Below are 26,557 nucleotides of genomic sequence, written 5' to 3' on the forward strand. Positions count from 1 at the left end.
CTGGACCGCACGCCATTGACGACCGAAGCCCCTATCCGCCCCGTGCCCGCCTTCAGTCTGCGCGCGCTCCTCGCCGGTGATGGCGTGCGCACCGTCGCGCTGACGCTCGGTGCCATCGCGCTCGCCCTGCTCGTCACCGCCGGGCTGATCGCGCTCGCGGGCAAGAACCCCATCGTCGCCTATGGCGCGCTGCTGCGCGGCGCGTTCGGCTCCGTGGACCGCTTCGCCTTCGCCCTCAACAAGAGCACGCCCTACATCCTCGCGGGCGTGGGGGTTGCCCTGTGCTTCCGCGCCAAGGTCATCAACATTGGCGGCGAAGGCCAGATTGCGGTGGGCGGCATCGGCGCGAGCCTCGTGCTCCTGTTCGCCCCCGCCGCCCTGCCGCCGGTCCTCCTGCTCCCCTTCGCCATGCTGGCGGGTGCCGCCTTCGGCGCGCTCTGGGCCATTCTGGCCGCATGGGTGTTCATCAAGCGCAACGTGCATGAGGTGCTGTGCACGCTGCTGCTCAATTTCGTCGGCGTGCTTCTGGTGAGCGAGGTGCTGCGCGCCCCGCTGGGCGAGGAGGGCGCGGGCTTTCCGCAGTCCCCGCTTTTCCCGCGTGCCGGCTGGCTGCCCAAGCTCATCCCCGGCACGGACCTGCACATGGGCATCCTGCTGGCGGTGGCGGCGGTCGTCCTTGGCCATGTGCTGCTCTGGCGCACCACATTCGGCTTCCGGCTGCGCGTCATGGGCGCGAGCCGCCCGGCGGCGGCCTATGTGGGCCTGTCCACCGCGCGCAGCACCTCCGCGGTGATGGCCATCGCCGGGGCGCTGGCCGGCCTTGCGGGCGGCATCGAGGTCAGCGGCGTGCACAACCGGCTGATCGAAGGCTTCTCCCACGGCTTCGGCTTCAATGCGGTGGCGGTCGCCCTCATCGCCGGGCTCAATCCGCTGGCCATCCTGCCCGCCGGGCTGTTCCTCGGCTTCCTGGAAGCCGGTGCGCTGGCCATGCAGCGGGAGGTCGGCGTGCCGTCCTCGCTGGTCTATGTGATCGAGGGGCTGATGATGGTCTTCGTGCTCTGCGCGGTGGGCCTCAATGCCCGCAACCGGAGGGTCTGAGCCCATGGATCTCGCGGCCCTCACCGAGCTTCTCTCCGCCACGCTGCGCATCGCGACACCGCTCATGTTCGCGGCGCTGGGCGGACTTTTGTCCGAGCGCGCCGGCACCTTCGCCGTCGGCATAGAGGGCATGATGCTGGCGGGGGCTTTCGGCGGCGCGCTGGCGGCGCTCGCCACCGGCAGCACGGCGATGGGGCTGCTCGTCAGCCTTCTCGCCGGAATGGCGCTGGCGCTCATTGTGGCGATCGCCACCACACGCTTCCGGGCCGACCAGATGGTCACGGGACTTGCGGTGAACATCCTGAGCCTCGGCCTCACCAGCTTCCTGCTGCGCGGGCTGTTCGGCGGGCGCACGCCGGTCATCCGCCTGCCCACCCTGCCCGCCTGGCCGGTGCCGCTCCTCTCCGAAATTCCGCTCCTCGGCCCAGTGCTGTTCCGGCAGCCGCTGCTGGTCTATGCCGGTTTCCTGCTGGTGATCCCGGTGGCCGTCTTCCTCGGCAAGACCCGCACCGGCCTCATGCTGCGCGCGGTGGGCGAGAACCCGGAGGCCGCTTTCGCGGTCGGCACCAATCCCCAGACCGTCCGCATCCTCGCCATCCTTGCCGGGGGCGCCTTCGCCGGGCTCGGCGGTGCCGTGCTGTCGCTGCAGGAGGTGGGCACCTTCACGGACGGCATGACCAACGGGCGCGGCTTCATCGCCCTTGCCGCCATCATCGTCGGCCGTTGGAATCCCTTCGGCGCCATGGCCGGCTGCCTGCTCTTCGGTGCCGTGGCGGCGCTGGAGTCCCGCATCCAGGGCTGGGGCCTGCCAGTCTCGTCCTATGTGGTGCAGATGGTACCCTATCTCGTGGCCCTCGCCCTGCTGGCCGGCATCGGCCGCTCCGCCCGCATGCCCGGTGCCATCGGCGTGCCCTTCGTGCGCCACTGACCCGTTTTCCGTGCAAAGCGAGACATCCATGAAAGTCGGAGTTCACAAGCTCGCCATGTCCGCCCCTGGCGACGTGAGCGAACTGGCCGCCCTCCTCGAGACCGGCGCCGTCAACCCGCGCGAGATCGTCGCCCTCATCGGCAAGACCGAAGGCAATGGCGGCGCCAATGATTTCACCCGCGGCCTCGCGACGCTCTCCTACCAGTTGCTGCTGGCCCGCCATCTCGGCCTCAGCCCGGAGGAGGTCGGACAGAGGATCGCCTTCGTCTGGTCCGGCGGCACCGAAGGCGTCCTCTCACCCCACGCCACCCTCTTCACCCGTGCGCCCGATGATGGTCCCGTGCCGGCCGAGCCGCGCCTCGCGCTCGGCATCGGCATCACCCGCGACATCGCCCCGGAGGAGGTCGGCACCACGGCCATGGTGGAAGCGGTGGCGGGCGCCGTCCGCACGGCGCTCGCGGAGGCCGGCATCACCGAGCCGGCCGATGTGCATTATGTGCAGGTGAAAGGGCCGCTCCTGACGCCCGCCACCATCGCGGACGCCGACCGGCGGGGCGCCCGCCTCGTCACCCGCGATCCGAACGGGTCGAAACCCTATGCCCGCGGGGCCATGGCCCTGGGCGTCGCCCTTGGGCTGGGAGAGGTCGCGGCGGAGCGGATCACGCCCGACATGATCGCCCGCGACATGGAGGTGTTCTCCTCGGTCGCCTCCACCTCGGCGGGCGGCGAACTGACGAAATGCGAGGTACTGCTGTTCGGCAACGCGCCGGGCGCCACCAGCGCCTTCCGCATCGGCCATGGCGTGCTCAAGGACGCCATCGACGTAGCGGGCGTGAAGGACGCCCTGCGCTCCGCCGGCCTGTCCTTCCACGGCACGCCGAGCGAGGAGCAGGCAGGCGAGATCGTCGCCGTCTTTGCCAAGGCGGAAGCGCCGCTCAACGGACGCCTGCGCGGCCGGCGCACCACCATGCTCTCGGACGCCGACATCCATTACGAACGCCATGCGCGCGCCGCAGTGGGCGCGGTGATCGCGTCGGTGACGGGTGATCCCGCCATCTTCGTCTCGGGCGGCACCGAGCATCAGTGCGCGCCCGGCGCCGCACCCATCGCGGCGATCGTGCGCGCATGAGCACTCCCACCTTCTCGCCCGCCGCCGAACCTGCGCTGTGGGCGCGGTCTGCCAGTGAACTGAACGCGCTCTACGCCGCCGGTCAGGCCACGCCCGAGGACGCCCTCTCGTCCGTGCTGGAGCGGCTGGAGGCGGTGAACCCAGCGCTCAATGCCGTGATCGCCCTCGATCGCGCGGGCGCCCTCGCCGCGGCCAGGGCGAGCACGGAGCGCTGGCGGGCCGGCACACCGCTCTCGCCGCTCGATGGCGTGCCGGTGAGCGTGAAGGACAACATCCTCCAGCAGGGCCTGCCCGCCACATGGGGCAGCCGACTCTACCGGGATTTCGTGCCGCAGCGCGACGAGACGCCGGTGGCCCGCCTGAGGGCAACGGGCGCCCTGCTGTTCGGCAAGACCAACGTGCCGGAATTCACCCTTCAGGGCTATACGGACAACCTGCTCTTCGGCGTGACCGGCAATCCCTTCGACCCCACTCTAACCCCTGGCGGCTCCAGTGGCGGTGCCGTCGCGGCGGTCGCAGCCGGCATCGGCCCCATCGCGCTCGGCACCGACGGCGGCGGCTCCATCCGCCGGCCGGCGGGCTATGCTGGACTGTTCGGCCTCAAGCCCTCGCGCGGTCTGGTGCCGCGCGCCCACGGCTTTCCCACCATCCTCCATGATTTCGAGGTGGCCGGCCCGCTCGCGCGCACGGTGGCCGACATCCAGCTCACCCTCTCCGTCATTGCGGACGGCTTTGCACCCGCCGCTGTCACGGCTCCCCTGCGTATTCTCTTCGCGCCCACCTTCGGTGCGGCACCGGTGGATCCGGAGATCGCCGCCAGCCTCGAAGAGGCCGCCCGGCAGTTCGAAGCCATGGGCCACAGTGTCGAACGGGCGGAGCCTTTCCTTCTCGCAGAGCCCATGCTCGACATCTGGCCGGTGGTCAGCCAGACCGCCGCCGCAGCGGTGATGGAAGAGCATCCGGGACAGGACCACCTCATCGCGCCGGCACTGGCGGAAATGGTGCGGCAGGGCGCAGCGCGATCGGCCACGGAGTACCTCGGCGCCCTGAACCGGATCACCGCCATGGGCCGCGAGTTCGACGCGCTCTTCGCCCGCCATGACATCCTGCTGACGCCGGCGGCGGCGGCCCTGCCCTGGCCCGCGCACGAGCTCTATCCCACGCAGATCGCCGGCCGACCGGTGGGGCCGCGCGGGCATGCGGTCTTCACGCCCTTTGCCAATGTGCTGGGTCTGCCCGGCCTCAGCATTCCCGTCCGGCCCTCGGCCACCGGCCTGCCCATCGGCGCACAGATCGTCGGCCCGCACGGTTCGGATGCCCGGCTTCTGGCGCTGGCTGCCGCTTTCGGAGAGGTTCCCCGCTCGTCGGCATAAGACCCGGCCGGAGGCGAAGGGGACGCAGCGCCTCGCCGTTTCGTCGGCTTGCCTTTTGCGCGCGCCTCGCGCACCAATGCCGGGAATCTGGAACATCCAAGACTGGCCCCGATGAGCGCTCCGGCCCCGGCCTTCCGCAACACGAGCCCGGATCAGCTCGACCTCATGGTCCGCGTGTCTTCGCCCATGGGCTGGCTGGTGCTGGCGGTGTTCATCTGCGTGGTGCTCGGCGGACTTGCCTGGTCGATCCTCGGCACGGCGCCGATCAAGGTGGCGGGCACAGGCGTGCTTCAGGGCACAGGCGGCGTCCTGCTCGTGTCGGCGCCGGGCAACGGGCCTGTCTCGGACCTCAAGGTGGCCGTGGGCGCGCAGGTGCATGCCGGTGAGATCGTCGCCGTGCTGTCCGATCCCGTGCTGGACGCCCGCGCCCAGACCATCACCGCGCGCCTTGCCCAGTTGCAGGAGGAACAGCGCAAGCTCGCAGCGTTTCAGGCGCGCGAGAAGGAGGTGCGCGCCCGCGCCGATGCCCAGCGCAAGGAAGCGCTTGAAAACACCATCCGCCAGGCCCGCGAGCGCGAGGCCGCCCTCACCCAGGTGCTCGCCAACCAGCGGGATCTGTTGAGTAGGGGCCTCGCCACCCGCGACCGCGTGCTGATCACCGAGAACGACCGCGAGCAGGCCCGCCGGGATGCTGCGGATGCGGCCAACGCCATCAATGCCCTGGGGGTCGAGGCGGACGAGCGCGGCATCCGCGCCGAGCGCGATATGCTCGATCTGTCCGCCCGCCTCAGCCAGAGCCGGCAGGAACTGGCGGAGGTCGAGGCCGAACGGGCGGCACGCACCCTGGTGCGCGCGCCGGGCGATGGCCGCATCATCGAACTGTCGGTGGCGCTGGGCGACCGGGTGAGCGCCGGCAGCAGCCTCATGCGCCTCGTCCCCGAAGTGCGGGGCGCAGCGGGCGAGGGCCTCGTAGGCATCCTTTATGTGCCCTCCAGCGAGGGCAAGAAGGTGCGGCCCGGCATGCCGGTGCAGGTGGTGCCCTCCACCGTGAACATGGAGCGCGACGGCTTCATCCGGGGCGAGGTCATCCGCGTGTCCGAGACGCCGGCGACCCGCGAGGCGGTGCAGCAGACCCTGAAGAACGAGGCCTTCGTCGCCCGCCTGCTCGCCAATGGCCCGCCCTTCGAAGTGCAGGTGGCCTTGAAGCGGGATCCCTCGAGCGTCAGCGGCTTTGCCTGGTCCTCCGAGCTTGGCGCCACGCGGCCGGTGGAAGCGGGCACGGTGGTCTCCGGCAGCGTGGTGGTGGAGCGCGTGCGCATCATCACCCTCGTCTTCCCGGCCTTCGAGCGCCTGTTCCACGCCCTCGGGGGCGGCCGGTGAGCGAGCCCCGGCGCGCCGGACGGCCCACGGCGAAGCTCAGGCGCGTGCCGTCCATCTTCCAGATGGAAGCGGTGGAATGCGGCGCGGCGTCGCTCGCCATGGTGCTGGCGCACTATGGCCGGTGGGTGCCCCTGCCGGAACTGCGGGAAGCCTGCGGCGTCTCGCGCGACGGCAGCCGGGCCTCCAATCTCGTGCGCGCCGCCCGCGCCTATGGCCTTGAGGCGCAGGGCTTCCGGGGCGAGCCGCAGCATCTCGCCGACATGCCGATGCCGTGCATCGTCTTCGTCAACATGAACCATTATGCCGTGCTGGAGGGCATGTCCGGCGGCCGCGTCTATCTCAACGACCCGGCGGCCGGGCGGCGCGTGCTGACGCTCGCCGAATTCGACGCGCAATTCTCCGGCATCATCCTGACCTTCTCCCCCGGTCCGGATTTCCGCACAGGCGGCGAGCCGCCGAGCACGCGGCGCGATCTTGCGGCGCTGGTGGACGGCGCGCGTGGCCCGTTCGCTCTGGTGCTGTTCGCCGGCCTCGGGCTCATCCTGCCCGGCCTCGTGGTCCCGGCCGCGACACAGGTCTTCGTCGATTATTACATCGTCGAGGCACAGGCGGACTGGATGCTGCCGCTGCTCGGCGTGCTGGTGGCCACCGCGGTGATCCAGTGGGGCCTGTCCGGCCTCCAGAACACGCTGCTGGTGCGGCTCCAGGCCCGCATCTCCATCCTCGCCGCCGGCCGGATGATCTGGCGCATGCTCCGTCTGCCGGTGCGCTTCTTCGGCCAGCGCCACGCCGGCACCATGGCGGGGCGGATCGATCTCGCCCGCCAGCTCGGCGCCCATGCGGCCGAACAGACGGTGAAGGCGGCACTGGCGGCGGTGACCTGCCTCTTCTTCGCGCTGGTGATGTTGATCTACAGCCCGCTCCTCGCCGCCGTGACGCTCGTCATGACGGCCGGCGTGATGGGCGTGTTCGTGCTGGTGCAGCGGCGTCTGGAGGAACTGGCCCGCAAGGTCAACATGACCGCCATCAAGGTGCATGGCCGCGCCATCCAGGGCATCTCCATGATCGAGACGCTCAAGGCCAGCGGCACGGATGACGCCTTCTTTGGACAGTGGGCCGGCTATCTGGCCCTGCTGGTGCGCGAGCGTCAGGCCTCCGGCCGCATCGAGGCGCTGATCGGCGCGCTGCCGGACAGCGTCATGCTGCTGAACCGGGGCCTCGTGCTCGCACTCTCCGCCTGGCTGGTGATGGAAGGCCGCATGACGGTGGGCGCGCTGGCCGCCTTCCAGACCCTGATGAGCGCCTTCTCGACCCCCTTGTCCACCCTGATGCTCGAACTGCTCGCCCTTCGGCAGGTGCGCGGCACGCTCGACCAGTTGTCGGATGTCGCGACCGCTCCCCTCAGCTGGGAGTTCGAGGCGCAGCAGGGCGAGGCCGAAGTGCAGGCCGTCGCCAGCGCCACCGGGCGGGTGCGCAAGCTCAGCGGCCGCACGCAGATTGCGGGGCTGGAGTTCGGCTACAATCCCCAGGGCCAGCACGTGGTGCAGGGCTTCGATCTCGACCTGCCGCCGGGCGCGCGCGTGGCGCTGGTCGGCGCCTCGGGCAGCGGCAAGTCCACCATCGGCCGCCTCGTGGCCGGCCTGTTCGACCCTCTGGGCGGGGAGATCACCCTCGACGGACGCCCGCTGCGGAGCCTGCAGCGGGATGTCCTGCGCAACTCCCTTGCCGTGGTGGACCAGGACATCCTCCTGTTCGAGGGCACGGTGCGGGACAACATCACCCTCTGGGACGACTCCATGCCGGAGAGCCGGATCGTGCGCGCCTGCAAGGACGCCATGATCCATGACGACATCGTCGCCCGCGTCGGCGGCTATGCCAGCCGGGTGGAGGAAGGCGGGCGCAACTGGAGCGGCGGCCAGCGCCAGCGGCTGGAGATCGCCCGCGCCCTCGTCGCCGAGCCCAGCCTTCTCATTCTCGACGAGGCGACGAGCGCGCTCGACCCGGCGGTGGAGAAGGCGCTGATGGACAACATCCGCCGCCGCGGCTGCACCTGCCTCATCATCGCCCACCGCCTCAGCACCATCCGCGACTGCGACGAGATCATCGTCATGCAGGAGGGGCGCGTCATGGAGCGGGGGCGGCACGAGGAACTGATGGCGAGCCCCGGACCCTATCGCCGACTGGTGGAATCATGAGCGGCGCCCTGCACGGCCCGGGCGCAGCCGCCGAAATCGCCTTTCCGGTGGTCGGGAACGCGCCGCTGCTGCTCGATGACCCTTGCGCCTGCTATCGGGTCACGGCCGGAGAAGCGCAGATCTTCCTCGTGGAAGTGCTGGAGGACGGCCGCCCCGGCACGCGGCAGCATCTCTTTGACGCGGCGCGGGGCGACCTGCTGTTCGGGCTGGACACCGCCCTCAGCCTGCCGCCCGTGAAGTTCCTCGCCATCGGCTCGCCCGGCACGGAAGTGGTCGCCCTGTCGCGGGCGACGGTCGCCGCAGACACGCAGATGGCATCGGGCATCGACACCTGGATCATCCGGCTGTCGCGCGCCATTTCCCGGCAGATCGTGCCCCGCCCACGCTTCGATCTGCCGCTCGGCTCCGGCGAGACCACGACCCTTCCGCGCGGCGGCAAGATCACGTCCGCTCAGGGGGTCGCGTGGTGCCGAGCCTCCGGCGGGCTCTATGTGGACATGGAGCTCACGGAGGCGCACGCGCCCGTTCCGGTCACGCCGGACAGCTGGATTTCGCTCGATCCGGACGGAACGATCGCGGCTCAGGAAACGGTGGACCTGATGGCGGCGGGCGACCTGCTGCCCGCCCTCGACCGCTTCCACGCCCTCGCGGTGGACGTGCTGCCGATGGCGCTGCGCCTCGCCTCGGTGGACGAGCTGAACCGCCTGCGGGAGCGGGCGGCGCAGGACCGGCGATCAGCCGGCGGCGCGCTTGAAGTGCTTGGAAGCGTCCTCGGGCAGGGGCGCCGGCGCAGCGAGCCGCCCCCATCGGACCAGCCGCTTGTGCTTGCGCTCGCGCACCTCGGCAGCGTGGCCGGCTTCGAGGTGCGCCTGCCGGCACGGCGCGACCATGAGCCCCGCCCGTTCGAACTCGACGCGCTGGCGCGGGCGAGCCGGCTGCGGCTGCGACATGTGCGGCTGGAGGCCGGCTGGTGGCGGCACGATTCCGGAGCCTTCCTGCTGATGCGGGCCGCCCCCCTGCCGCCGCTGGCCGTTGTGCCGGCCGGTGGCGGCTACGAAGTCTTTGATCCGGCGACGCGCACCGTCCGGCGACTGCCGACGGCGGAGGCCGCTGCTTTGTCGGGCGACGCCTACATGCTCTATCCGGCTCTGCCGGACCGCCCCGTCAGCCTGCGTCAGGTGGCGGCACGCATCGTCTCCGCACGGGTGCGCGATCTTGCGGCGCTTGCCGGAGCGACCCTGCTCGCTGGCGTGCTCGCCATGGCCGTGCCACTGGCCATCAGCTATCTCGTCTCCTCCGTCATCCCCGACAACAATGCCGGCAAGATCGCGCAGGTGGCGGCGGCCTTGAGCGTCCTCGCCGTCATGAGCTTCGTGCTCCGGCTCGCCTCGCAACTGGTGGTGCTGCGCATCGAGGGGCTGGAGGGCAGCCGCCTCCAGGCCGGCGTGATGGACCGCATGCTGCGCCTGCCCACCGGCTTCTTCCGCAGCTTCACCGCCGGTGACATGGGCACGCGGGTGATGGCCGTGGCACGGCTGGAAAAAGCCCTCACCGCCTCCCTCGTCGGCTCGGTGATGACCGGCATGATGGCGATCATCTCCTATGGCGTCATGCTCGCCTATTCTTGGCGGCTGGCCGTCGTCGCCATCCTGCTCACGCTGCTGCTCGCCGCCGGCACGCTGGTTCTCGGCCTCATCCGCATCCGCTACGAGGCGCAGGCCATCCGGGAAGATGCACGCATGTCCGGCCTGACGCTCGAACTGGCCGCCGGCATCACCAAGCTGCGGCTGGCGGCGGCGGAGGACCGGGCCTTCTACCGCTGGGCCCGGCTTTATGCGGCGGCCAGCCGATCCCAGCTCGACGCGGACCGGGCCGCCAGCCTGCTCAACACGCTGAGCGAGGGCTATCCCGCCTTCGCCATGGCGGTGCTGTTCGCCGCCTGCATCTATGGCGGCCTCGTGGACAGCATCGGCCTCGGCCTGCTGGTGGGCTTTGCGATCGCCTTCTCGTCGGCGCTGGAAGGCCTGAGGGGGCTCGCCCAGGCGGCGGTGGAGGTGGTGGCGCTGTCGCCCATCGTCGCGCATGCCGCGCCCATCCTGCATGCCACGCCGGAAGTGAATGGGGAGAAGATGGATCCCGGCGAACTGTCCGGTGCCATCGAGATTTCGCGCCTCACCTTCCAGTATCAGCCCGACGCGCCGCGCATCTTCGACGACCTGTCCATCACCATCCGGCCGGGCGAGTTCGTGGCCTTCGTCGGCCCGTCGGGCACCGGCAAATCGACGCTGTTCCGGCTTCTGCTGGGGTTCGAGCAGCCCGCCTCCGGCGTCGTGCTCTATGACGGGGTGGACCTCGCCGGCCTCGACATTCAGGCCGTGCGCCGCCAGTGCGGCGTGGTGCTCCAGGGCGGCAAGCTCATGCCGGGCACGCTGATGGACAACATCCTCGGTTCGGCCAGCCATCTCGGCCCCGATGCCGCCTGGGAGGCAGCGCGGCACGTCGCGCTTGATGACGACATCCGGCGCATGCCCATGGGATTGCACACCGTCATCACCGATGGCGGGACCGGGCTCTCCGGCGGCCAGATCCAGCGCGTGCTGCTGGCCCGCGCCATCGTCAGCAAGCCGCGCATCATGATGCTCGACGAAGCCACGAGCGCGCTCGACAACCGCACGCAGGCGGCGGTGACAGAGAGCTTCAACCGCATCGCCGGCACGCGCCTAGTGATCGCCCACCGGCTCAGCACCATCGCGCGCGCCGACCGCATCATCGTGCTCAACAACGGGCGGGTGGAAGAAGAAGGCAGCTACGACGCCCTGATGGCGCGCAACGGCTTCTTCACCGCCTTCGCCCAGCGCCAGCTTACGGACTGACGGCGCTCACCCGGCCCAGGGCAGGAGAACATCGCGCGCGATGTGAGGGGCCAGACGGCGCACCATGAGGTGCCCGATGCCCGCCCATCCCCGGAACAAGGCGGCATCGCCCGGCGCACGAGGCGCCGCGGCCGCCAGCAGCAGTGCCTCGCCCCGCGCCCAGCCGGGCAGGCGCGAAGCCAGCGCCTGATCCACATCCGCCATCAGATCGCTCCGCCCGAGCCGCGCGCTCAGGACGGAGAGGATTTCCAGCCGCCCCGCCTCGCCGCAGCACAGATCATCCGCTGCCGGAACGGGCGTGACACGGGTGAGCTCCAACGCGGTTTCCAGTGTCGGGGCGAGCGGGGCCGCGGCCGGGCCGAGCGTCGCCATCACCACCGCGCGCGCGAGCGCGATGCCGGGCGCCCCATGGCACCAGGACGACATCTGGTGATGAAGACGAGAGGCCCGCCCCTCTCCCGTCCAAGTGCCGGCCTCGGCGTTGAACATCGTGTCCTCATAGGCCAGCGCCTCGAGGGCGGCATCACGGTATGTGGCATCGCCCGTGATGCGATGGATGTGCGCCAGCGCCGCCGCCATGCCCGCCGTTCCATGGGACAGGCCGGGCAATCCCGCCCGCTGGCCGTCCGGCCAGTGCCGCGTGTCATTGGCCTCCAGCCGCGAGCCTCCAAGGATGGCGTGACCGCCGGCCATGAGGAATGGGCTCAGGTCCACGGCGCCCCCGGCGCTTTGGTGAAGAAGCCCCAGCCCGAGCGCGAGGCCCCCGGCGCCCTGCATGAGGTCCAGAACGCCCGTGGAAGCGGCGAGCGCCTGCGGCGTCTCACGCGCCAACGCAACCGCATCGTCCATGAGGCCGGGATCGTCGAGCAGGTCTGCGCACCAGCACAGGGCCGCGATGAGGCCGCCGAGCCCCTGCGCATAGCCCGCGCCACACCCGGTGGCGATGGCGCCCGCAGCGCCAGCGCGGACCCGTGCGCTGGTGGGGCGCAGCGCGCGGCGCGCGAGGTCCAGCAGTCGCGGATCGTCCAACACGCGTCCGGCTTCGGCCAGGAACACCGCGATGCCAGCCGAGCCGTAATAGAGGCCCAATCCCGCCGGCGCGACGAGGGCCGGGATCTGCTCCCACAGTCGCATCCAGACAACGGCGTCCGCGCCCTGCGGCACGGCCAGCGCGGTCACCTGATCGGTACAGTGTCGCAGGAGGGCCGCAGCATCGGCAGGTCCCGTCACCACTCGTGCCGAAGGGGCGGGCGTGACCGCGGCCGCGATCAGCCGCGCCCGGTCCGCGACGGCGGCCTCGTCGAGCGCCCACAGACGCGCTTCCACCCGCGCGAACATCGGAGCCGCGAAGACAGGCCCCAGCGGGCGGCCCTCCACCGACCAGGCCTCGCGCCCATCCGGCCGGAAGAGAAAGGCCGGGATGTCGAGGCGGGACAGGGCTGCCGCCTCCGCTTCAAGCACATGCCCCCAATGCGATGCATCGGCCATAAGAGGCTCGCGGCCGGCGGCACGGGCGAGGCGGGCGGTGAAGACAGCTTCGGACGTAGCGCCATCGCCCAGCAGCGCCGGCGCGAGCACCAGCGCATAGATGTTCGTCGCCGCGCAGAGCAGGCGGCAGGGCACCTTTCGGAACGCATCGAGCGCCCCGCCCGGCGCCAGCAGCGCCTCCCGGCGCCGGACCATCGCGCGCAATGTGGCGGCGTAGCCTTGCGCCACGTCGGCCGCATGGTCGCGGATGTCGAGCGCCCTGCCCTCAAGCGTCGGACCATCAGCGAAACTTGGAACCTGCCGGTTGCCGAGAAAGAGCCAGTCCGTGCCCGGGTGCCGCACCACCGTTTCGGGCCGCAGCGGGACCGGCCCCGCCCCCGCCGCCGCGATGGCGACCGTGCTTGCGCCGCCGTCGAAGCTCGTGAAGACCGGCAGGATGCCGTTGCTGAAGAGATGCGGATCGTCCAGCGGATCTGGCTGGCCGAGATCGGCCGGACCTGGCTGGAAGAGGCACTCCAGATCCACGATCACCGGAAAGGGGCCCGCCGGGATCAGATTGTCGGGATGGATGTCGCCGCCGCGCAGGAGATCGACGAGCGCCAGAAGCCCGCCGCAGCGTTCCATATAGGATCGGGCGTCGTCTGCGTCCACGAGCGGGGCCTGCTCGATCCATTCCATCCAGCCGTGATCGCCGGCATCGAGCACGCGCGGGATGCGCTGGGCGGGAACGGTCTCATCGCCGGCCAGTTCGCCCAGGAGACGGCTGAAGGCGCATTCCGCTGCCAGCGACCGGGGCTTGTAGGCGAGGCGCGTTCCGTCCGCGAAATCCACGCGCCATACGCTGCGGCCGCCCGCATGGGGGTCGGAAAGCCCGCCCTTGAGATCCGCCACGTCGGGAATGCGTTCGCGCCAGGCAGGAACGCGCGCGCGGAGCGCATCCGCATCCTGCGCCAGATGGGCGGCAAAGGCGACGATGTTGTACTCCCAGTCCGCGCAGACCTTCGCGAGGCGATCGCGCAGGACGGGCCAGCGATCGAGGCACGGCAAGCCGTCCGCGCCCATCAGTTCGGCACGGAAGGCCGCATAGCGCTCGCGCGGCACGAAGGCGGGTGGATCATCGAACAGGCGGGCGACGGCGGGAGGCGGCGTGTCGCCCGTGAACGCTTCCGCCAGAACGGGCATGGCCACGGCATTCAGCCGTTCCAGCAGCGCCTCGATCGCACCACGACGGGCGCCTGCTGACAGCGGCGCTCCGGCTGCGGACAGGGCCGCCTCAAGGCCCGTGGCGCGCGCCACGGCGAGGGGCGCGAGGATGTCGGAGAAGGGCATGGGCAGGACGGTCCGCGTCGGCTCAGCGTTCCGGCTGCCGGAGACCGACCGATGGCCGTTCTGGCGGCCCGATCTGTGGCTCCCCGCCGCTCGTGAGCGCGAGCGGCGGGGTCACCGCCTCACTTCGTGAAGATGCAGTAGCAGCCCTTGGTGAAGATGCAGTAGGGCGAGCCGCCGCCGGACACATGGTCGAGGGCCGCCTCGTCCAGGGGCTCCAGCTTGGCTGGCGCGCTGCCTTCACGGGCGGAAAAGACCGCCTCCACCTCTTCCGCGGAGAGGGTGATGCCACGCGTGGCGGCGAATTCGGAAAGCGCCTTGGCCGCAACCTTCACGTCACCCGAACCGGCGATCCCCTTCATGATCTCGGAGTCCGACGCGATGAGCGCCTTCAGCTTTTCGATTTCCTGGTCGCTCGCGGACATGGCTTCCCCCGATTGTTTCCGCAGGACCGTACATGCGTCACATCCCACGATCAATCGCGCCGCAACCGGCCGCTCCGAGGCCGAAGGTGCGGAAAAGCCCGCCACTCCGCCGTTTTGCGCGTGGCGGTGCCTTGACCTTTTTCGGGTGGATCGGACGAAGCGCCGGTCCGGCCCTCACCTCACGAGCGGACAGCCGCTCTGGGCTTCGGGGATATAGGCGTCCTTGCCCGGCACGGTCTCGACGAGCCTGAGATAGTCCCAGGCGCCCTTGGACTCCGCCGGCTTCTTGACCTCGAACAGATACATGTTGCCGAACACCCGGCCGTTCCGGCCGATGGCGGCGTTCTTCATCATCATGTCGTTCACCGGGGTGGCGCGCATCTTCTCCGCCACCTTGTCCGCATCATCCGTGCCGACGTCCTTCACGGCCTGGAGATAATGCCGGACGGCGGAATACACGCCCGCCTGGTTCATGGAGGGCTTGCGCCCCGTCTTGGCTTCGAACTTGCGGGACCAGGCGCGGGTCTCGTCATTCATGTCCCAATAGAAGGAGTTGGACATGATCAGCCCCTGCGCGACAGGCAGCGTGAGGGCATGGATGTCGTTGATGTTCAGCAGCAGGCCGGCGAGCGTCTGCCCGCCTTGCGGAAGGCCGAATTCGTTCGCCTGCTTCACCGAATTGATGGTATCGCCACCGGCATTCGCCAGCGCCACCACCTTGGCCCCCGACCCCTGCGCCTGCACGAGGAAGGAGGAGAAATCGGAGGTCGCGAGCGGCACCCGGACGCCACCTTTCACCGTGCCGCCCAGCGCCTTGACCGTCTTGCTCGCCTCATCCTCCAGGGAATGGCCGAAGGCGTAATCGGCGGTGACGAAGAACCAGCTCTTGTCGCCCTTGGCGACCAGCGCCCGCGCGGTGGTGGCGGAGACGGAGTGGGTGTCCCAGGTCCACATGAAGCCGTAAGGGCTGCACGCCTTTCCGGTGAGATCGACGGCACCGGGCCCGGACATCAGGAAGATGCGCTTGCGCTCCCGTGTGATGTCCTGCACCGCCAGCGCCGCGGCGGAATTGGGCACATCGGCAATGACATCCACCTGCTCGGCATCGATCCACTTGCGTGCGATGCTCGCGGCGACATCGGCCTTGTTCTGGTGATCTGCGACGACGATCTCCACGGGCGTGCCATTGATGGCGTTCCCGAATTCTTCGGCGGCGAGGCGCGCCGCCGTGGCCGAACCCTCGCCATTGATGTCCGAATAGACGCCGGTGAGATCGGACAAGACGCCGATCTTGATCTTTCCATCCGACATCTGGGCGCTTGCCGGCCCTGCCATGGCGCCCATGACGACGCCGAGCGCCGCCGCGAGAACGATACCCTTCATGTGGCTTCTCCCTGAGTGTCTTTTTGTTGGATCGTCTATCCACGACATGTGCCCGTCACCGCGCGGTATAGCCTCCGTCCACGGAGAGCACGGTTCCGGTGATCCCGGCCGCCGCCTCCGAGCAGAGGAAGACAACCGCCGCCGCGATCTCCTCCGCCTTGACCGGACGCCGGATGGGCTGGTTTTCAAGGAACACCTCCCGCACCACTTCCTCGGGCGGCAATCCGGTGACGCGCGCCTGATCCGCCACCTGCATTTCGATGATGGGGGTCATGACCATGCCGGGGCACACGACGTTGCAGGTCACCCCGCCTTGCGCCACCTCGAGCGCGACGGACCGGGTGAGCCCGATGAGGCCGTGCTTCGTGGCCACATAGGCGGGCTTATGCGGCGCGCCCACCAGCCCCAGAGCGGAGGCGATGTTCACGACCCTGCCGAAGCCGCGCGCAAGCATGGCCGGCATTACCGCCTTGGTGGCGTGGAAGGCGGCCGAGAGGTTGACGGCCAGCAGCAGGTCCCATTTGTCCTCCGGAAACGCGACGAGGGGCGCCACATGCTGCACGCCGGCATTGTTGATCAGGATATCGACGGTCCCGAGCGTGTTCTGCGCCGCCGCAATGAGGGCGCGGACCTCCTCCGGACGTCCCATGTCCGCGCCGGAGTAGCCGATGGTGCATCCCGTGGTTTCGGCCATCTCGCGGCGGACCATTTCGATCTGGGCGGGTTCTCCGAAGCCGTTGAGCATCACGTTGCAGCCTTCGGCGGCGAGTGACCTTGCAATCGCGAGTCCGATGCCGGAGGTGGACCCGGTGACGACGGCGTTGCGTCCCTTCATGCGTGTCTTCCCTGTATGGATGGTCAGAACGTCTGCGCGAGATGCCGCGCGAGGGCCTCGCGCACCGTCCGGGCGCTCTCGGCATTCCATTCGCGAAAGCCGCGGCCGCTCTTCATGCCGAGGTGCCCGGCGCGGACGAGGTCCTCCAGCAGAGGCAAAGGACCGGGCGTGCCGTCGAGGTCGGGCAGGATGGTCCGGTGGACCTGGAGCGTGAGATCCGTTCCCACGAGGTCTGCATTCTCCAACGGACCGAGGACCGCCAGACGCCGGCCGAAGCTCGCCTTCACCACCGTGTCCACGGTCTCGGCGTCGCAGACACCGCTCTGCACCAACGCAATGGCTTCACGCCACATGGCGTGCTGAAGGCGGTTTCCGATGAAGCCGGGCACATCCTTGCGCACGTGAACCGGCGTCTTTCCGATGCCGGACAGCAGGGCCATCATGGCCGCGATTTCTTCTGCCCCCGTCTCCTCCCCCTGCACGACCTCGACCAGAGGAACGAGGTGAGGCGGGTTCCACCAGTGGGTGCCCATGGCCCGGCGACGGTCCTTCAGCACCGACATGATGCTGGTGATGGGGATGGCGGACGTATTGCTGGCCAGCAAGGCGGAAGTGGACGCCGACGCTTCGATCTCGACGAACAGCCGGCGCTTGAGGTCGAGGTCTTCCGGCACCGCTTCGATCACCACCGAAGCGCGGGCGACGGCGTCGGCCAGCCCCCCATGGACCGCGATGCGATCCGCGACGCACTCATCCGCTCCAACAAGGCGCAGATTGGCCCGGACCTGATCGCGGATTGCGCCACGCCGTTCCGGGTCTGGCTCATAGATGCCGACCGCGTGGCCGGCCATTGCGAAGGCTTGCGCGATGCCATGGCCCATCAGGCCGGCACCGATGACGGCGATCCTCGTCGGCTGCATGTCCACCCCAGGTCGAGGCGTTCTCATCGCCCGGCGACGCCGGGTGGCGCTGCCGGGCGGGACGCCCGTTGTGACGATGTTCAGCAATCCGCGTGCCACGGCCGCATCAGCGCGATTTTGCAGCGTTTTCAAAGGCTGGACCGGCAATATCAATGCCCGTCGCGGACTGTTCTCGTCCGGCATTTGGGACGGCCAAGCCAAAGCCGACGTCGCCGCGCGTGCATTTCCAATGCCTTCCCGTTGAACACGAGACGTTCTAGCTTCTGACAGCTCCGTCCATATTCCGGACACTCCCGAAGGAGGCGCCGATGTCCCCCTCGGCCGAAGAGAGGCTTTCCGCCGCGCGCTCGCTCCTCCAGATGGTGGAGGAGATGATCGACGGCGCCACCATCGTCGACCATCGCTCAAGGGTGGTCTGGTTCAGCGCGGGCCAGCTCGCCCTTCTCGGCGGCGTCCGCCTGAGCGACGTCGTCGGGCAGGACATCGAGCGCGTCATCCCCCACAGCCGCCTTCGGGAAGTGGTGGAGACGGGGCAACCGCAGCCGCTGGACATCATCCAGTATGGCGACACGTCGCTGTTGGTGACGCGCCTGCCGCTGCGGGACGAGACCGGCATGATCATCGGCGCCTTCGCCTTTGCGCTGAAGAACAGCATCCCGCACCTGCGTCCGATTGCTGAGCGTGTTCACCAGTTGCAGTCCCGCCTCGCCCGCATGGAGCAGGCGCTCTCCACCACACGCTCCCACCGCTACACCAGCGAGCAGATTCTCGGAGCCAGCGCCGCCATGCGGGAGGTGGGGCGCCTGATGCGCCGGGCCGCGGACGTGCGCTCCCCGGTGCTGCTGCTGGGAGAAACGGGCACCGGCAAGGAGATGATCGCCCATGCGATCCATGCGGCATCCGGCCGGGTGAACCGGCCTTTCGTCGCCATCAATGTTGCGGCCGTCCCGGAAAACCTGCTCGAGGCCGAATTCTTCGGCGTCGCGCCGGGCGCCTTTACGGGGGCGGCCCGGCAGCCGCGGCCCGGCAAGTTCCAGATCGCCCATGAGGGAACGCTGTTCCTCGACGAGATCGGCGACATGCAGCTTGCCCTGCAAGCCAAGCTGCTCCGCGCCCTTCAGGACGGCGAGGTCGAACCCGTCGGCTCGAACCAGCTTGCCCGTGTCGACGTGCGCGTGATCGCCGCGACCAGCCGTCCGCTCGCGGACATGGTGCGGGCCGGCACCTTCCGGCAGGACCTCTATTACCGGCTGAACGTCCTCTCCATCCGGCTCCCGCCCCTGCGCGAACGCGCGGGCGACATCGAGCTGCTGGCCGGCAAGTTCAGCGAACGGATCGCCCAGAGCTTCGCCGTGGCCGTCCGCCCCCTCTCCCGTGGCGCGCTCGATCTCCTCGAGGCCCACACCTGGCCCGGAAATGTCCGTGAACTCGCGAACGTCATCGAGCAGGCCTATGTGAGGAGCGAGAGTGACCGGATCGACGCCGCCGATATCGCCGCAGCGCTCGGGATGGAGGCCGAGCCATCGGCAGCCCAGACGCCGCCCTCCACGCGCCTCTCCGATGCGGTCGACGACCTTGAACGCCGCATGATTACGGATGCGCTGCGCCGATGCGGCAACAGGCAGGCGGCTGCCCGCGCACTGGGAATTTCCCGCTCCAATCTCTACGCCAAGATGCAGCGCCACGGCCTTGGAGTGAGCAGCGCCGGGTGAGGGGACAGCGCCTGCAGCTCGCAGGTAGCCTGAGAACCGGCACGGCCGTACTTCATGCGCCCGCGGACAGCGCCCGCAGATAGCTGCGCCGCAGGTCGGCCGCTCCAGGCATACCGTCGGTCATATAGGGATGGACGGCGAAGCCGATGAGACGCCGCGCACCGGTTCCGGCGGCAACCGCGAGCTGCGCCTGCAGCCGTCCGATCGTGGCCGGATCTGCCGCGAAGGTCGTGCCGTCCGTGCGGCCGGAAGGCTTCTCCGTGAACAGCTCCACGATCACATCGAAATCAGCGTTTCGACGGCGCAACGTCGCAAACAGCGGGGCGAGGCGGTCATAATTCGCCATGCCGAATACACCCACCCCATCCTGCACCATCACCTTAAGGGGCACGGACGTGAGAATGCGCTCCCAAAGCCCCTCAAGCGTCGCCGTCGTTGGAATGCCACTGCGAAATGTGGAGATGGACAGCACGCCCGGCCCCCGCGCGGCGGTGCTGATCCGGCGCAGATAGCCAGCGAGGAGATCGCGGTCCGCAGGATCGGCCCAGCTGTACTGGTCGATTTCGTAGGGAATGTAGTAGCCGGCGAAAGCGGGATGGTTGGAATGGCGCGCGGCCTCAAGGAACGCCACGCCCTCCGTTCCGACGCTATCGAGAAAGGCCGCGCGCTTTGCCCGATCGCCGGAGGCCAGCATCTGCCAGTATCCCCCATCATAAGGCAGGCCGAACGTCACCCGCACCCCGGCCGCCAGGGCGAAGTCGAGAATATCCAGCAGCAGCGGGGCGGACAGGCCGTATTCCTGGCCGAAGGAGACCCACTGCAGGATGAGGTGGCGGCAATCCAGGGTCGCGAACAGGTGCATGCGCTCTGCCCACGCGCTGCGCGGAAGGTCGAGGTCACTCTTCCATGCCTGGAGAAACGTGCCGTCCAGCCGGCGCGGCAGCCAGCGCTGGAAAGGGCCCGACGAAGTCAGGGCGAGCGCGCCACACCCCGCTACCGCCAACATCAGCCCGCGGCGGGTGGGAGAACTCAGGCCCGGATTAAATGATGGAATCAGCATACCAAATTAACAGTCATTCATATATCGTCGTTCCGTGCTAGGCCATCGCCTGCAGGGAGCGTGTCGGGTCTCGCAACCGGGGCCGATCAACAGGTGATAACCGGTACCTCATGAAGGTGATGAGCATATTCGGGACGCGGCCTGAAGCCATCAAGATGGCGCCGCTCGTCCGAGCCATCGAGGCGTCTGCGGATCTGTCGGGACTGGTGTGCGTGACGGGACAGCATCGCGCGATGCTGGATCAGGTGCTGCGCTTTTTCGGCATCGTGCCGGACATCGATCTCGACGTGATGGTCCCCAACCAGACCCTCAATGGGCTTATGTCCCGTGTGCTGGCACGCCTTGACGAGGCCCTGGCCACGCACCGCCCCGATTACGTGCTGGTTCATGGCGATACCACGACCGCGCTCGCAGCCACGCTTGCTGCCTTTCATCGGGGGATTCCCGTGGGCCATGTGGAAGCCGGCCTGCGCACCTACGACCTCACCCAGCCCTGGCCGGAGGAAATGAACCGTCAGGTGGTGGACCGCATGGCCCGCGACCTGTTCAGCCCCACCGAGCAGTCCGCCGCGCATCTGCGCGACGAACGGGCCCCAGGGCGGATTTTCGTTACCGGCAATACGGTCATCGACGCGCTGCTGATGACGCTCGGCCGCATCGATGCGGATGCGGAACTGAAAGCCACCCTCGACCGGCAGTTCTCCTTCCTGGACCCCGGTCGACGCCTCGTGCTGGTGACGGGACACCGGCGGGAGAATTTCGGCGAAGGTTTTGCCCAGATCTGCGAGGCGCTGGCCGCGCTCGCGCAGAGGCAGGACATTGAGATCGTCTACCCTGTCCACCTCAATCCCAATGTCCGCGGGCCAGTGCACGAACGCCTTTCGGGAAAGCCGAACCTGCACCTCATCGCGCCGCTCGACTACGTCCCGTTCGTTGCCCTGATGCGTCGGGCGAACGTCATCCTCACCGATTCCGGCGGCGTGCAGGAGGAGGCCCCGTCCCTCGGCAAGCCCGTCCTCGTGATGCGGGACGTGACCGAGCGCCCCGAGGCCGTCGCGGCGGGCACGGTGGAACTTGTGGGCACCGACGCCGCCCGCATCGTCGCGCATGTCACCCGCATTCTCGATCGTGCCGACAGTCCGTCGGCTTCGGCCGCGCGCATCAACCCCTATGGCGACGGCGGCGCCAGCCGCCGCATCGTGGACGTGTTGTGCGGACGCATTCCGCTCCCTTTCCATGACCGTGCGGCGCAGCGGCCCGCACGCATGCGGAGGTAATTTAATAAATGATCGGTCATAGAGCTCTTCAGGCCTCGAAAGGCCGGTCCGTCACGCGTTCGAGGGTCGTAATGTCTGTCCACTACAACCGTTTCAAGAGCGCGGCCCTCGGCTGCGTGGCGCTCGCCGCGCTGGTGGTCTCCTCTTTTGACATGGCCCGCGCGCAGTCCGCCACGGATCCTGGCGAGACCGCTGCAGCGGCCATCGAGCGCCTCACGGCGCGCGGGCGAGGCGCACGCACCGTTGCGCTCTCGGAACTGGGCATCCGCCGGTCCATCGTGCTGAACGGCATGGATGCGCGCCGCGACCTGTTCCTTCCCGTTCCGGCCGGCGTTCCGATCCGCGATGCCCGCGTGGACCTCGAAGGCCGCTATCTGCGGGGGGAAGGCGGCCGCACCACCTACGTGGCCGCGGTGGACAGCGTGCCAGTGCTCTCCCGCGCCGTGACCGAGGACCAGGGGGCCGTTTCCGCCACGCTGCCGGTGACCGGCGAGCCCCGCCCCAGCGGCTTCGTCAATCTCAACATCGCCTGGTCATCGGTGGTCGGGCGGGATCTGTGCGACGACGAGCGCTCCATCGGCAACGTGCTCGAGATCGATCCGGCGACCCGCTTCACCTATAGCTACGACACGGCCGCCATCCGGGACATCGCGACAGCCTGGTCGGCGCTTCCCACGAAGCCCGTCATCCTCGTGCCGAACGGCACGCTTCCCCAGGAAGTCTATGATGCGGCGTGGCGGATCGGCGTGGTGCTCGCCCGAGGCGGCAAGACGGCCCAGATCCGCACCCTTCCGCGGATCGGCGACGAAGTGGACACCACGGGCCTGACCGTCCCGGCCGCGCTCCAGGCGGTCGGTCCCTTCCAGTCACTCGCCCGCGGCGGTCGGGTGCGGATCGCCAGCGATGCGGAAGTGGGCGCCCTTCTCCTGTTGCAGCGTCAGGCCGGCCTCGAGGCCGACATCGTGATCGGCAGCGACAGCTACCGCGCCCAGACGGAGGCCGCCCTTCAGGCTCTGGAAGGCCAGATTGCCGGGCTGTCCACCGATGCCGCCGCCAACATCGCCAAGTGGCGTGCCGAAAGCCGTACGGCCGTCGTCGAAGTCAACGACACCATCCGCCTGCTTCCCGGCGCCGGCCACCCGGTCATTGCCATCACCGCACAGGGCGGCGGCAATGCGGCGGGCTTTCTGTCCGAGCTCTGGCGCCCGCTCGGCCTGGTGCCGGCCGTCCGCGTCGCAGCGGCGAACGGACCCGACTTCGCCAATGCCCCGTCCCTCCCGCTCTCCCTGCTCGGCGGCCGCGCCGGCAGCTTCGACGTTTTGGCCCGCGGCGAGTGGAGCGCCACGTTCGACCTGTCCTCCACCTTCACCGGCGGGCGGATTCCCGAAGGCTTCCAGCTTGACGTCTCCGCCGCCCCGGGCGCCGGAACGTCGCCTGCAATCGCCTCGGTGTTCTTCAACGACTTCCTGCTCGGCGCCCGCAGCCTAACCGCCGACGGAAGGCCCGAGCGCATCGCGGTGAGCGTACCCAACTATGCGCTGCTCGCCCGCAACACCCTGCGCGTGGTGGTCCAGCGTCAGCCGGTGAGCGACCGCTGCCGCGAAGTGCCGCAAGCCTTCCCTGTGGCCGTCCTGCCGTCCAGCCGCGTGATGCTTGCCCAGGCGCCGTCGGCGGTCAGCTTCATCGGCGTCATGCCCCGCCTGTCGGACAAGGCGACGCTTGTGATCCCGCGCGCTTATCTCGCCGATCCCGCGACCCTCGGCCGTGTGATCTCTCTCGCCTATGCCGCCGGCGTCCCGCCGGAGCGCTCCGACTTCACGGTTGTTGCCGACGGCGCCGAGGCGCGGCCGGAGAACGCCTTCCTCGCGGTGGACGCGCGGGTCGCCGGCGTGGAGGGCAAGGTGCATGTGGAAGGTGGCCGCCTCGTCCTCAACGGCTCGGGCAACCGGCCCATGCTGGACGTTTCCGGCCTCTCCCGGCTCGGGGTTGCCGAAGCGGTGAAGTCCGGTGACCGCTACGGCGTCGTCTACCGCACCATCGGCCAGGAGGCCCCGGTTCTCAATCCGAACTTCCTGCTCGGACGCGGCGATGTCGCCGCGCTCTCGGCCGACGGAACGCTGGTCGCGATCGACACGCAATCCTCCGACGGCGTCGCCGCCGCGACGGAGCGCGATCCCTTCAGCATCTTCACCCAGGTCGGCCGTTCCTTCGGCGCCATCGTGATCGGCGCCGGCATCATCGTCTTCCTTCTCTTCGTGCTGCTTGCCACACTGGCACGCCGTGCGGCGTCCAGGCGGCAGTGAGACGCGATCCGGAAGGGCGGCAGCATGCAGTATTTCCTGACCTACGGGGGCGCCGAATATTACGTCGTCCTGGAATGGGTCGCTGCCGCGACGGCGATCGTCATCGCCATCTCCAGTCTCGATGACCTGTTCATCGACGCCTATTTCTGGATCCGCGAAGGCTATCGCCGGCTCACGGTCAAGCGGCTGTTCCAGCCGCTGACGCCGGAACAACTGGTGGAGAAGGACCAGCAGCCCTTCGCCATCATGATTCCGGCCTGGCGGGAGTCGGAGGTGATCGCGGTCATGCTCGAGACCATGGTCGCGAGCCTCAACTACCGCGACTATGTGATCTTCGTCGGCACCTATCCCAACGACCCGGAGACGATCACAGAGGTCGAGCGCATGCGCCGGCGCTACAAGCAACTCCAGCGCGTGGAGCTGCCGCACAACGGCCCGACCAGCAAGGCCGACTGCCTCAACTGGGTGATCCAGGCCATCTTTCATTACGAGGAACTCCATCAGACGGAGTTCGCCGGCGTGGTGCTGCACGACAGCGAGGACGTCCTGCATCCGCTGGAGCTTTATCTTTTCAACTACCTCCTGCCCCGCAAGGACCTCGTCCAGCTGCCCGTGGTCTCGCTCGAACGCAACTGGTACGAGCTGGTCGCAGCCACCTACATGGACGAATTCGCGGAATGGCACGGCAAGGACCTGCCGGTCCGCGAAAGCATCTCCGGCATGGTGCCGTCGGCGGGCGTCGGCACGGGATTTTCGCGCCACGCTCTCCTCGCACTCTGTGCCGAGAATGGCGGCCGTCCCTTCAACGTGGACAGCCTGACCGAGGACTATGACATCGGCCTGCGACTGTCCCGTCTCGGCATGAAGTCGATCTTCGTGCGCTTCCCGGTGCAGTACGAGGTTCGCCGCCGGTCCATGTTCGGCAACGAGCGCGTGACCACGCTGGAGATGCCGCTGTGCGTGCGTGAGTTCTTCCCGGACAATTTTCGCGCCGCCTATCGGCAGAAGGCTCGCTGGACGTTGGGGATCGCCCTGCAGAGCTGGCGTCAGATCGGATGGCCCGGCTCGCTCGCGACCAAATACCTGCTGTTCCGTGACCGGAAATCGCTGGTGACCTCGCTCGTGGGCATCCTCGCCTACGTGCTCGTCATCCACTTCATGCTGTTCTATCTGGCGGCGCTCGCCGGCATCTGGACCGTCCGCTTCCCGCCGGTCTTTGCCGACAATCCCTGGCTGAGCTGGGTTCTGGGCTTCAATCTGGCAGCGCTTTTCCTGCGCGCCATCCAGCGCGCCTATTTCGTCTCGCGCATCTATGGTTACGAGCAGGGCCTGCTTTCCCTGCCGCGCATGGTGGTCTGCACCGCGGTGAATTTCATGGCCGCCGCCCGCGCGTGGCGTGTCTTCCTTCAGAATGCGATCTTCGGCGCACCGGTAACGTGGGACAAGACCGCCCACTTCTTTCCGACCGCCGACCAGTTGCTGGCCCGCCGCCGCCGTCTCGGCGACTTGCTGCTGACCTGGCAGGTGCTCGACCACGGGCGGCTCGAGGAGGCCCTCGCGGAGCAGAAGAAGCGGGACATCCCGCTGGGCCGCGTGCTCATGGCGCAAGGCTGGCTGGATGACGAAACGCTGGCGGAGGCGATCGCCGTGCAGGCCGACCTGCCCCGCTGCCACCTCAGCGCGGAGGATGTGAAGCTGCATGCGGACGACATGCCACGGGCCCTGAGCGTGCGCTTCCGGACCATCTCCATCGGCCCCGCGCCGGATGGCACGCCCCGCATCGCAGTGGGCGGTCCTCTGCCCGCCGAAGCGCTGTTGGAGGTCGGCAATGCGCTGGGCGGCGTACCACGGCAGTTCGTGGCCCGCGAAAGCGAGATCGCATCCGGCCTGCGGCTGCTGTCGGAGGCACCCGACCAGTTCACGACGGCCGAACACGGAAACGTGCCGTTGCTGGGCGACGTGCTCATGGACCATGGGCTGGTCAAGCGAGCCGATTTCGAGCATGCCATCGCGGATTACCGCCCCGAGCGTGACGGCCGCATCGGTGACTTCCTCGTCGCGCGCGGCGTCGTGACACGCGAAGCGGTCGAGGCGGCATTCGAAGAGCAACGGCGCCAGGCGCGCGAGCAGGTGGAGGCGTGATGGGCCAGCGACATCTTGAGGCGGGCCTCGCCATGCTTCTGGCCGCGGCGGTGATGTTTCCCGGTCTCGCCGGCGCCCAGACGGCGCCGCTGACACGGCTCTACGCGCCGAAGCCGCCCCAGGGGGCAGCCTACGTGCGCGTGGTGAACCCCACCGCTGCCGCGGCGGCCGTTTCCCTTTCGGGCGGCACGCCGGTCACCCTCGGTCCCGCCACCGAACGCGCGCTTGCCTATCGAGTGGCACCCGGCGGCAAGCCCGTGACGCTCACCGTGGACGGCAAGCCGGTCGCCGGCGAGATCGTGCCCGTGGCGGACGGCTTCCTCACCATCGCCTTGTCGGGTGGTCCGGGGGGATGGAGCGCAAAGCCGCTGCCGGATGCCACGGAAGGCCGAGACGACCTCAAGGTCATGCTGCGCTTCTACAATCTGGCCGAGGGATGCACGGCCGCCCTCGCCGTCGCCGACGGCCCGACCGTGTTCGATGGGGTGCCGCAGAGCGAGAGCCGTCAGCGCGCAATCAACCCCGTGGACGCCAGCCTCGTGGGGAGGTGCGGTCCTCTCGCCTCCGCCCCCGTGCGCCTTCCGAAGCTGAAGGCGGGGGATCATTACAGCGTGTTCCTCGGCGGCAGCGCCACCGCGCCGGTCCTGCAGGGACAGGTGGATGAAACCGAGCCCTATCGCGGCACGGCCAACTGACGGCGCATCGGGAGG

At 69.0% G+C, this 26,557-nt stretch carries 18 protein-coding genes; 12 read left to right on the plus strand and 6 right to left on the minus strand.

From position 1 onward, the window contains the following. Positions 1-15: 15 nt before the first annotated feature. The 7 genes from DFO45_RS15095 (at position 16) to DFO45_RS15125 (ending at position 10,976) form a co-directional block, all read left to right on the plus strand. Positions 16-1,098 carry an ABC transporter permease gene (locus DFO45_RS15095; RefSeq protein ID WP_166657145.1) on the plus strand — a complete coding sequence of 361 codons (1,083 nt, stop codon included), beginning with the start codon at positions 16-18 and terminating at the stop codon, positions 1,096-1,098. A gap of 4 nt (positions 1,099-1,102) precedes the next feature. Further along, positions 1,103-2,026 carry an ABC transporter permease gene (locus DFO45_RS15100; protein ID WP_166657146.1) on the plus strand — a complete coding sequence of 308 codons (924 nt, stop codon included), beginning with the start codon at positions 1,103-1,105 and terminating at the stop codon, positions 2,024-2,026. A 28-nt stretch (positions 2,027-2,054) separates the two neighbouring features. Further along, the gene (locus DFO45_RS15105) at positions 2,055-3,155 is read left to right on the plus strand and encodes a ring-opening amidohydrolase (RefSeq protein ID WP_133865515.1); all 1,101 of its coding nucleotides are present in this window, start codon (positions 2,055-2,057) and stop codon (positions 3,153-3,155) included. Then, complete coding sequence (locus DFO45_RS15110; RefSeq protein ID WP_133865516.1) at positions 3,152-4,528, plus strand: amidase; 1,377 nt, start codon at positions 3,152-3,154, stop codon at positions 4,526-4,528. The genes DFO45_RS15105 and DFO45_RS15110 overlap by 4 nt, the downstream gene beginning before the upstream one ends. Before the next feature lie 111 nt (positions 4,529-4,639). Continuing rightward, positions 4,640-5,908, plus strand: coding sequence for an NHLP bacteriocin system secretion protein (locus DFO45_RS15115; protein WP_133865517.1), 1,269 nt, complete (start codon positions 4,640-4,642; stop codon positions 5,906-5,908). Further along, positions 5,905-8,103: an NHLP family bacteriocin export ABC transporter peptidase/permease/ATPase subunit gene (locus DFO45_RS15120; protein ID WP_208299802.1), complete on the plus strand. Its 2,199-nt coding sequence runs from the start codon at positions 5,905-5,907 to the stop codon at positions 8,101-8,103. The genes DFO45_RS15115 and DFO45_RS15120 overlap by 4 nt, the downstream gene beginning before the upstream one ends. After that, positions 8,100-10,976, plus strand: a complete 2,877-nt coding sequence (locus DFO45_RS15125; RefSeq protein WP_133865518.1) for an NHLP bacteriocin export ABC transporter permease/ATPase subunit — start codon at positions 8,100-8,102, stop codon at positions 10,974-10,976. Before DFO45_RS15120 ends, DFO45_RS15125 begins: the two co-directional genes overlap by 4 nt. Before the next feature lie 6 nt (positions 10,977-10,982). Here the strand turns inward: DFO45_RS15125 and DFO45_RS15130 are convergent, their stop codons facing one another. From DFO45_RS15130 to DFO45_RS15150, 5 genes are all read right to left on the minus strand, one after another. Further along, the gene (locus DFO45_RS15130) at positions 10,983-13,793 is read right to left on the minus strand and encodes a type 2 lanthipeptide synthetase LanM family protein (RefSeq protein WP_133865519.1); all 2,811 of its coding nucleotides are present in this window, start codon (positions 13,791-13,793) and stop codon (positions 10,983-10,985) included. Positions 13,794-13,912: 119 nt separating this feature from the next. After that, positions 13,913-14,215, minus strand: coding sequence for a Nif11-like leader peptide family natural product precursor (locus DFO45_RS15135; RefSeq protein ID WP_133865520.1), 303 nt, complete (start codon positions 14,213-14,215; stop codon positions 13,913-13,915). A 174-nt stretch (positions 14,216-14,389) separates the two neighbouring features. Further along, positions 14,390-15,598: an ABC transporter substrate-binding protein gene (locus DFO45_RS15140; protein WP_133865521.1), complete on the minus strand. Its 1,209-nt coding sequence runs from the start codon at positions 15,596-15,598 to the stop codon at positions 14,390-14,392. 55 nt (positions 15,599-15,653) lie between these two features. Beyond that, on the minus strand, positions 15,654-16,433 hold the full coding sequence (locus DFO45_RS15145) for a 3-hydroxybutyrate dehydrogenase (protein WP_012171735.1): 780 nt from the start codon (positions 16,431-16,433) through the stop codon (positions 15,654-15,656). A gap of 23 nt (positions 16,434-16,456) precedes the next feature. Then, on the minus strand, positions 16,457-17,536 hold the full coding sequence (locus DFO45_RS15150) for a 3-hydroxyacyl-CoA dehydrogenase family protein (protein ID WP_245518110.1): 1,080 nt from the start codon (positions 17,534-17,536) through the stop codon (positions 16,457-16,459). Between the two features lie 125 nt (positions 17,537-17,661). Between DFO45_RS15150 and DFO45_RS15155 the strand changes: the two genes are divergently transcribed. Next, positions 17,662-19,065, plus strand: a complete 1,404-nt coding sequence (locus tag DFO45_RS15155) for a sigma 54-interacting transcriptional regulator (RefSeq protein ID WP_133865522.1) — start codon at positions 17,662-17,664, stop codon at positions 19,063-19,065. Between the two features lie 52 nt (positions 19,066-19,117). Here DFO45_RS15155 and DFO45_RS15160 read toward each other — a convergent pair whose 3' ends face one another. Then, complete coding sequence (locus DFO45_RS15160) at positions 19,118-20,125, minus strand: DUF4434 domain-containing protein (protein WP_133865523.1); 1,008 nt, start codon at positions 20,123-20,125, stop codon at positions 19,118-19,120. 119 nt (positions 20,126-20,244) lie between these two features. Between DFO45_RS15160 and wecB the strand changes: the two genes are divergently transcribed. From wecB to DFO45_RS15180, 4 genes are all read left to right on the plus strand, one after another. Further along, complete coding sequence (gene wecB, locus DFO45_RS15165) at positions 20,245-21,402, plus strand: UDP-N-acetylglucosamine 2-epimerase (non-hydrolyzing) (RefSeq protein ID WP_348633843.1); 1,158 nt, start codon at positions 20,245-20,247, stop codon at positions 21,400-21,402. A 71-nt stretch (positions 21,403-21,473) separates the two neighbouring features. Continuing rightward, positions 21,474-23,705 carry a hypothetical protein gene (locus DFO45_RS15170; protein ID WP_133865525.1) on the plus strand — a complete coding sequence of 744 codons (2,232 nt, stop codon included), beginning with the start codon at positions 21,474-21,476 and terminating at the stop codon, positions 23,703-23,705. Between the two features lie 24 nt (positions 23,706-23,729). Next, positions 23,730-25,847, plus strand: coding sequence for a glycosyl transferase family protein (locus DFO45_RS15175; RefSeq protein WP_012171741.1), 2,118 nt, complete (start codon positions 23,730-23,732; stop codon positions 25,845-25,847). Further along, positions 25,847-26,542 (plus strand): alginate O-acetyltransferase AlgF, encoded by a 696-nt coding sequence (locus tag DFO45_RS15180; RefSeq protein WP_133865526.1) that lies wholly within the window; start codon positions 25,847-25,849, stop codon positions 26,540-26,542. Before DFO45_RS15175 ends, DFO45_RS15180 begins: the two co-directional genes overlap by 1 nt. Positions 26,543-26,557 lie beyond the last annotated feature (15 nt).

Origin of the sequence: Azorhizobium sp. AG788, from assembly GCF_004364705.1 — a bacterium.
GTDB lineage: Bacteria > Pseudomonadota > Alphaproteobacteria > Rhizobiales > Xanthobacteraceae > Azorhizobium > Azorhizobium caulinodans.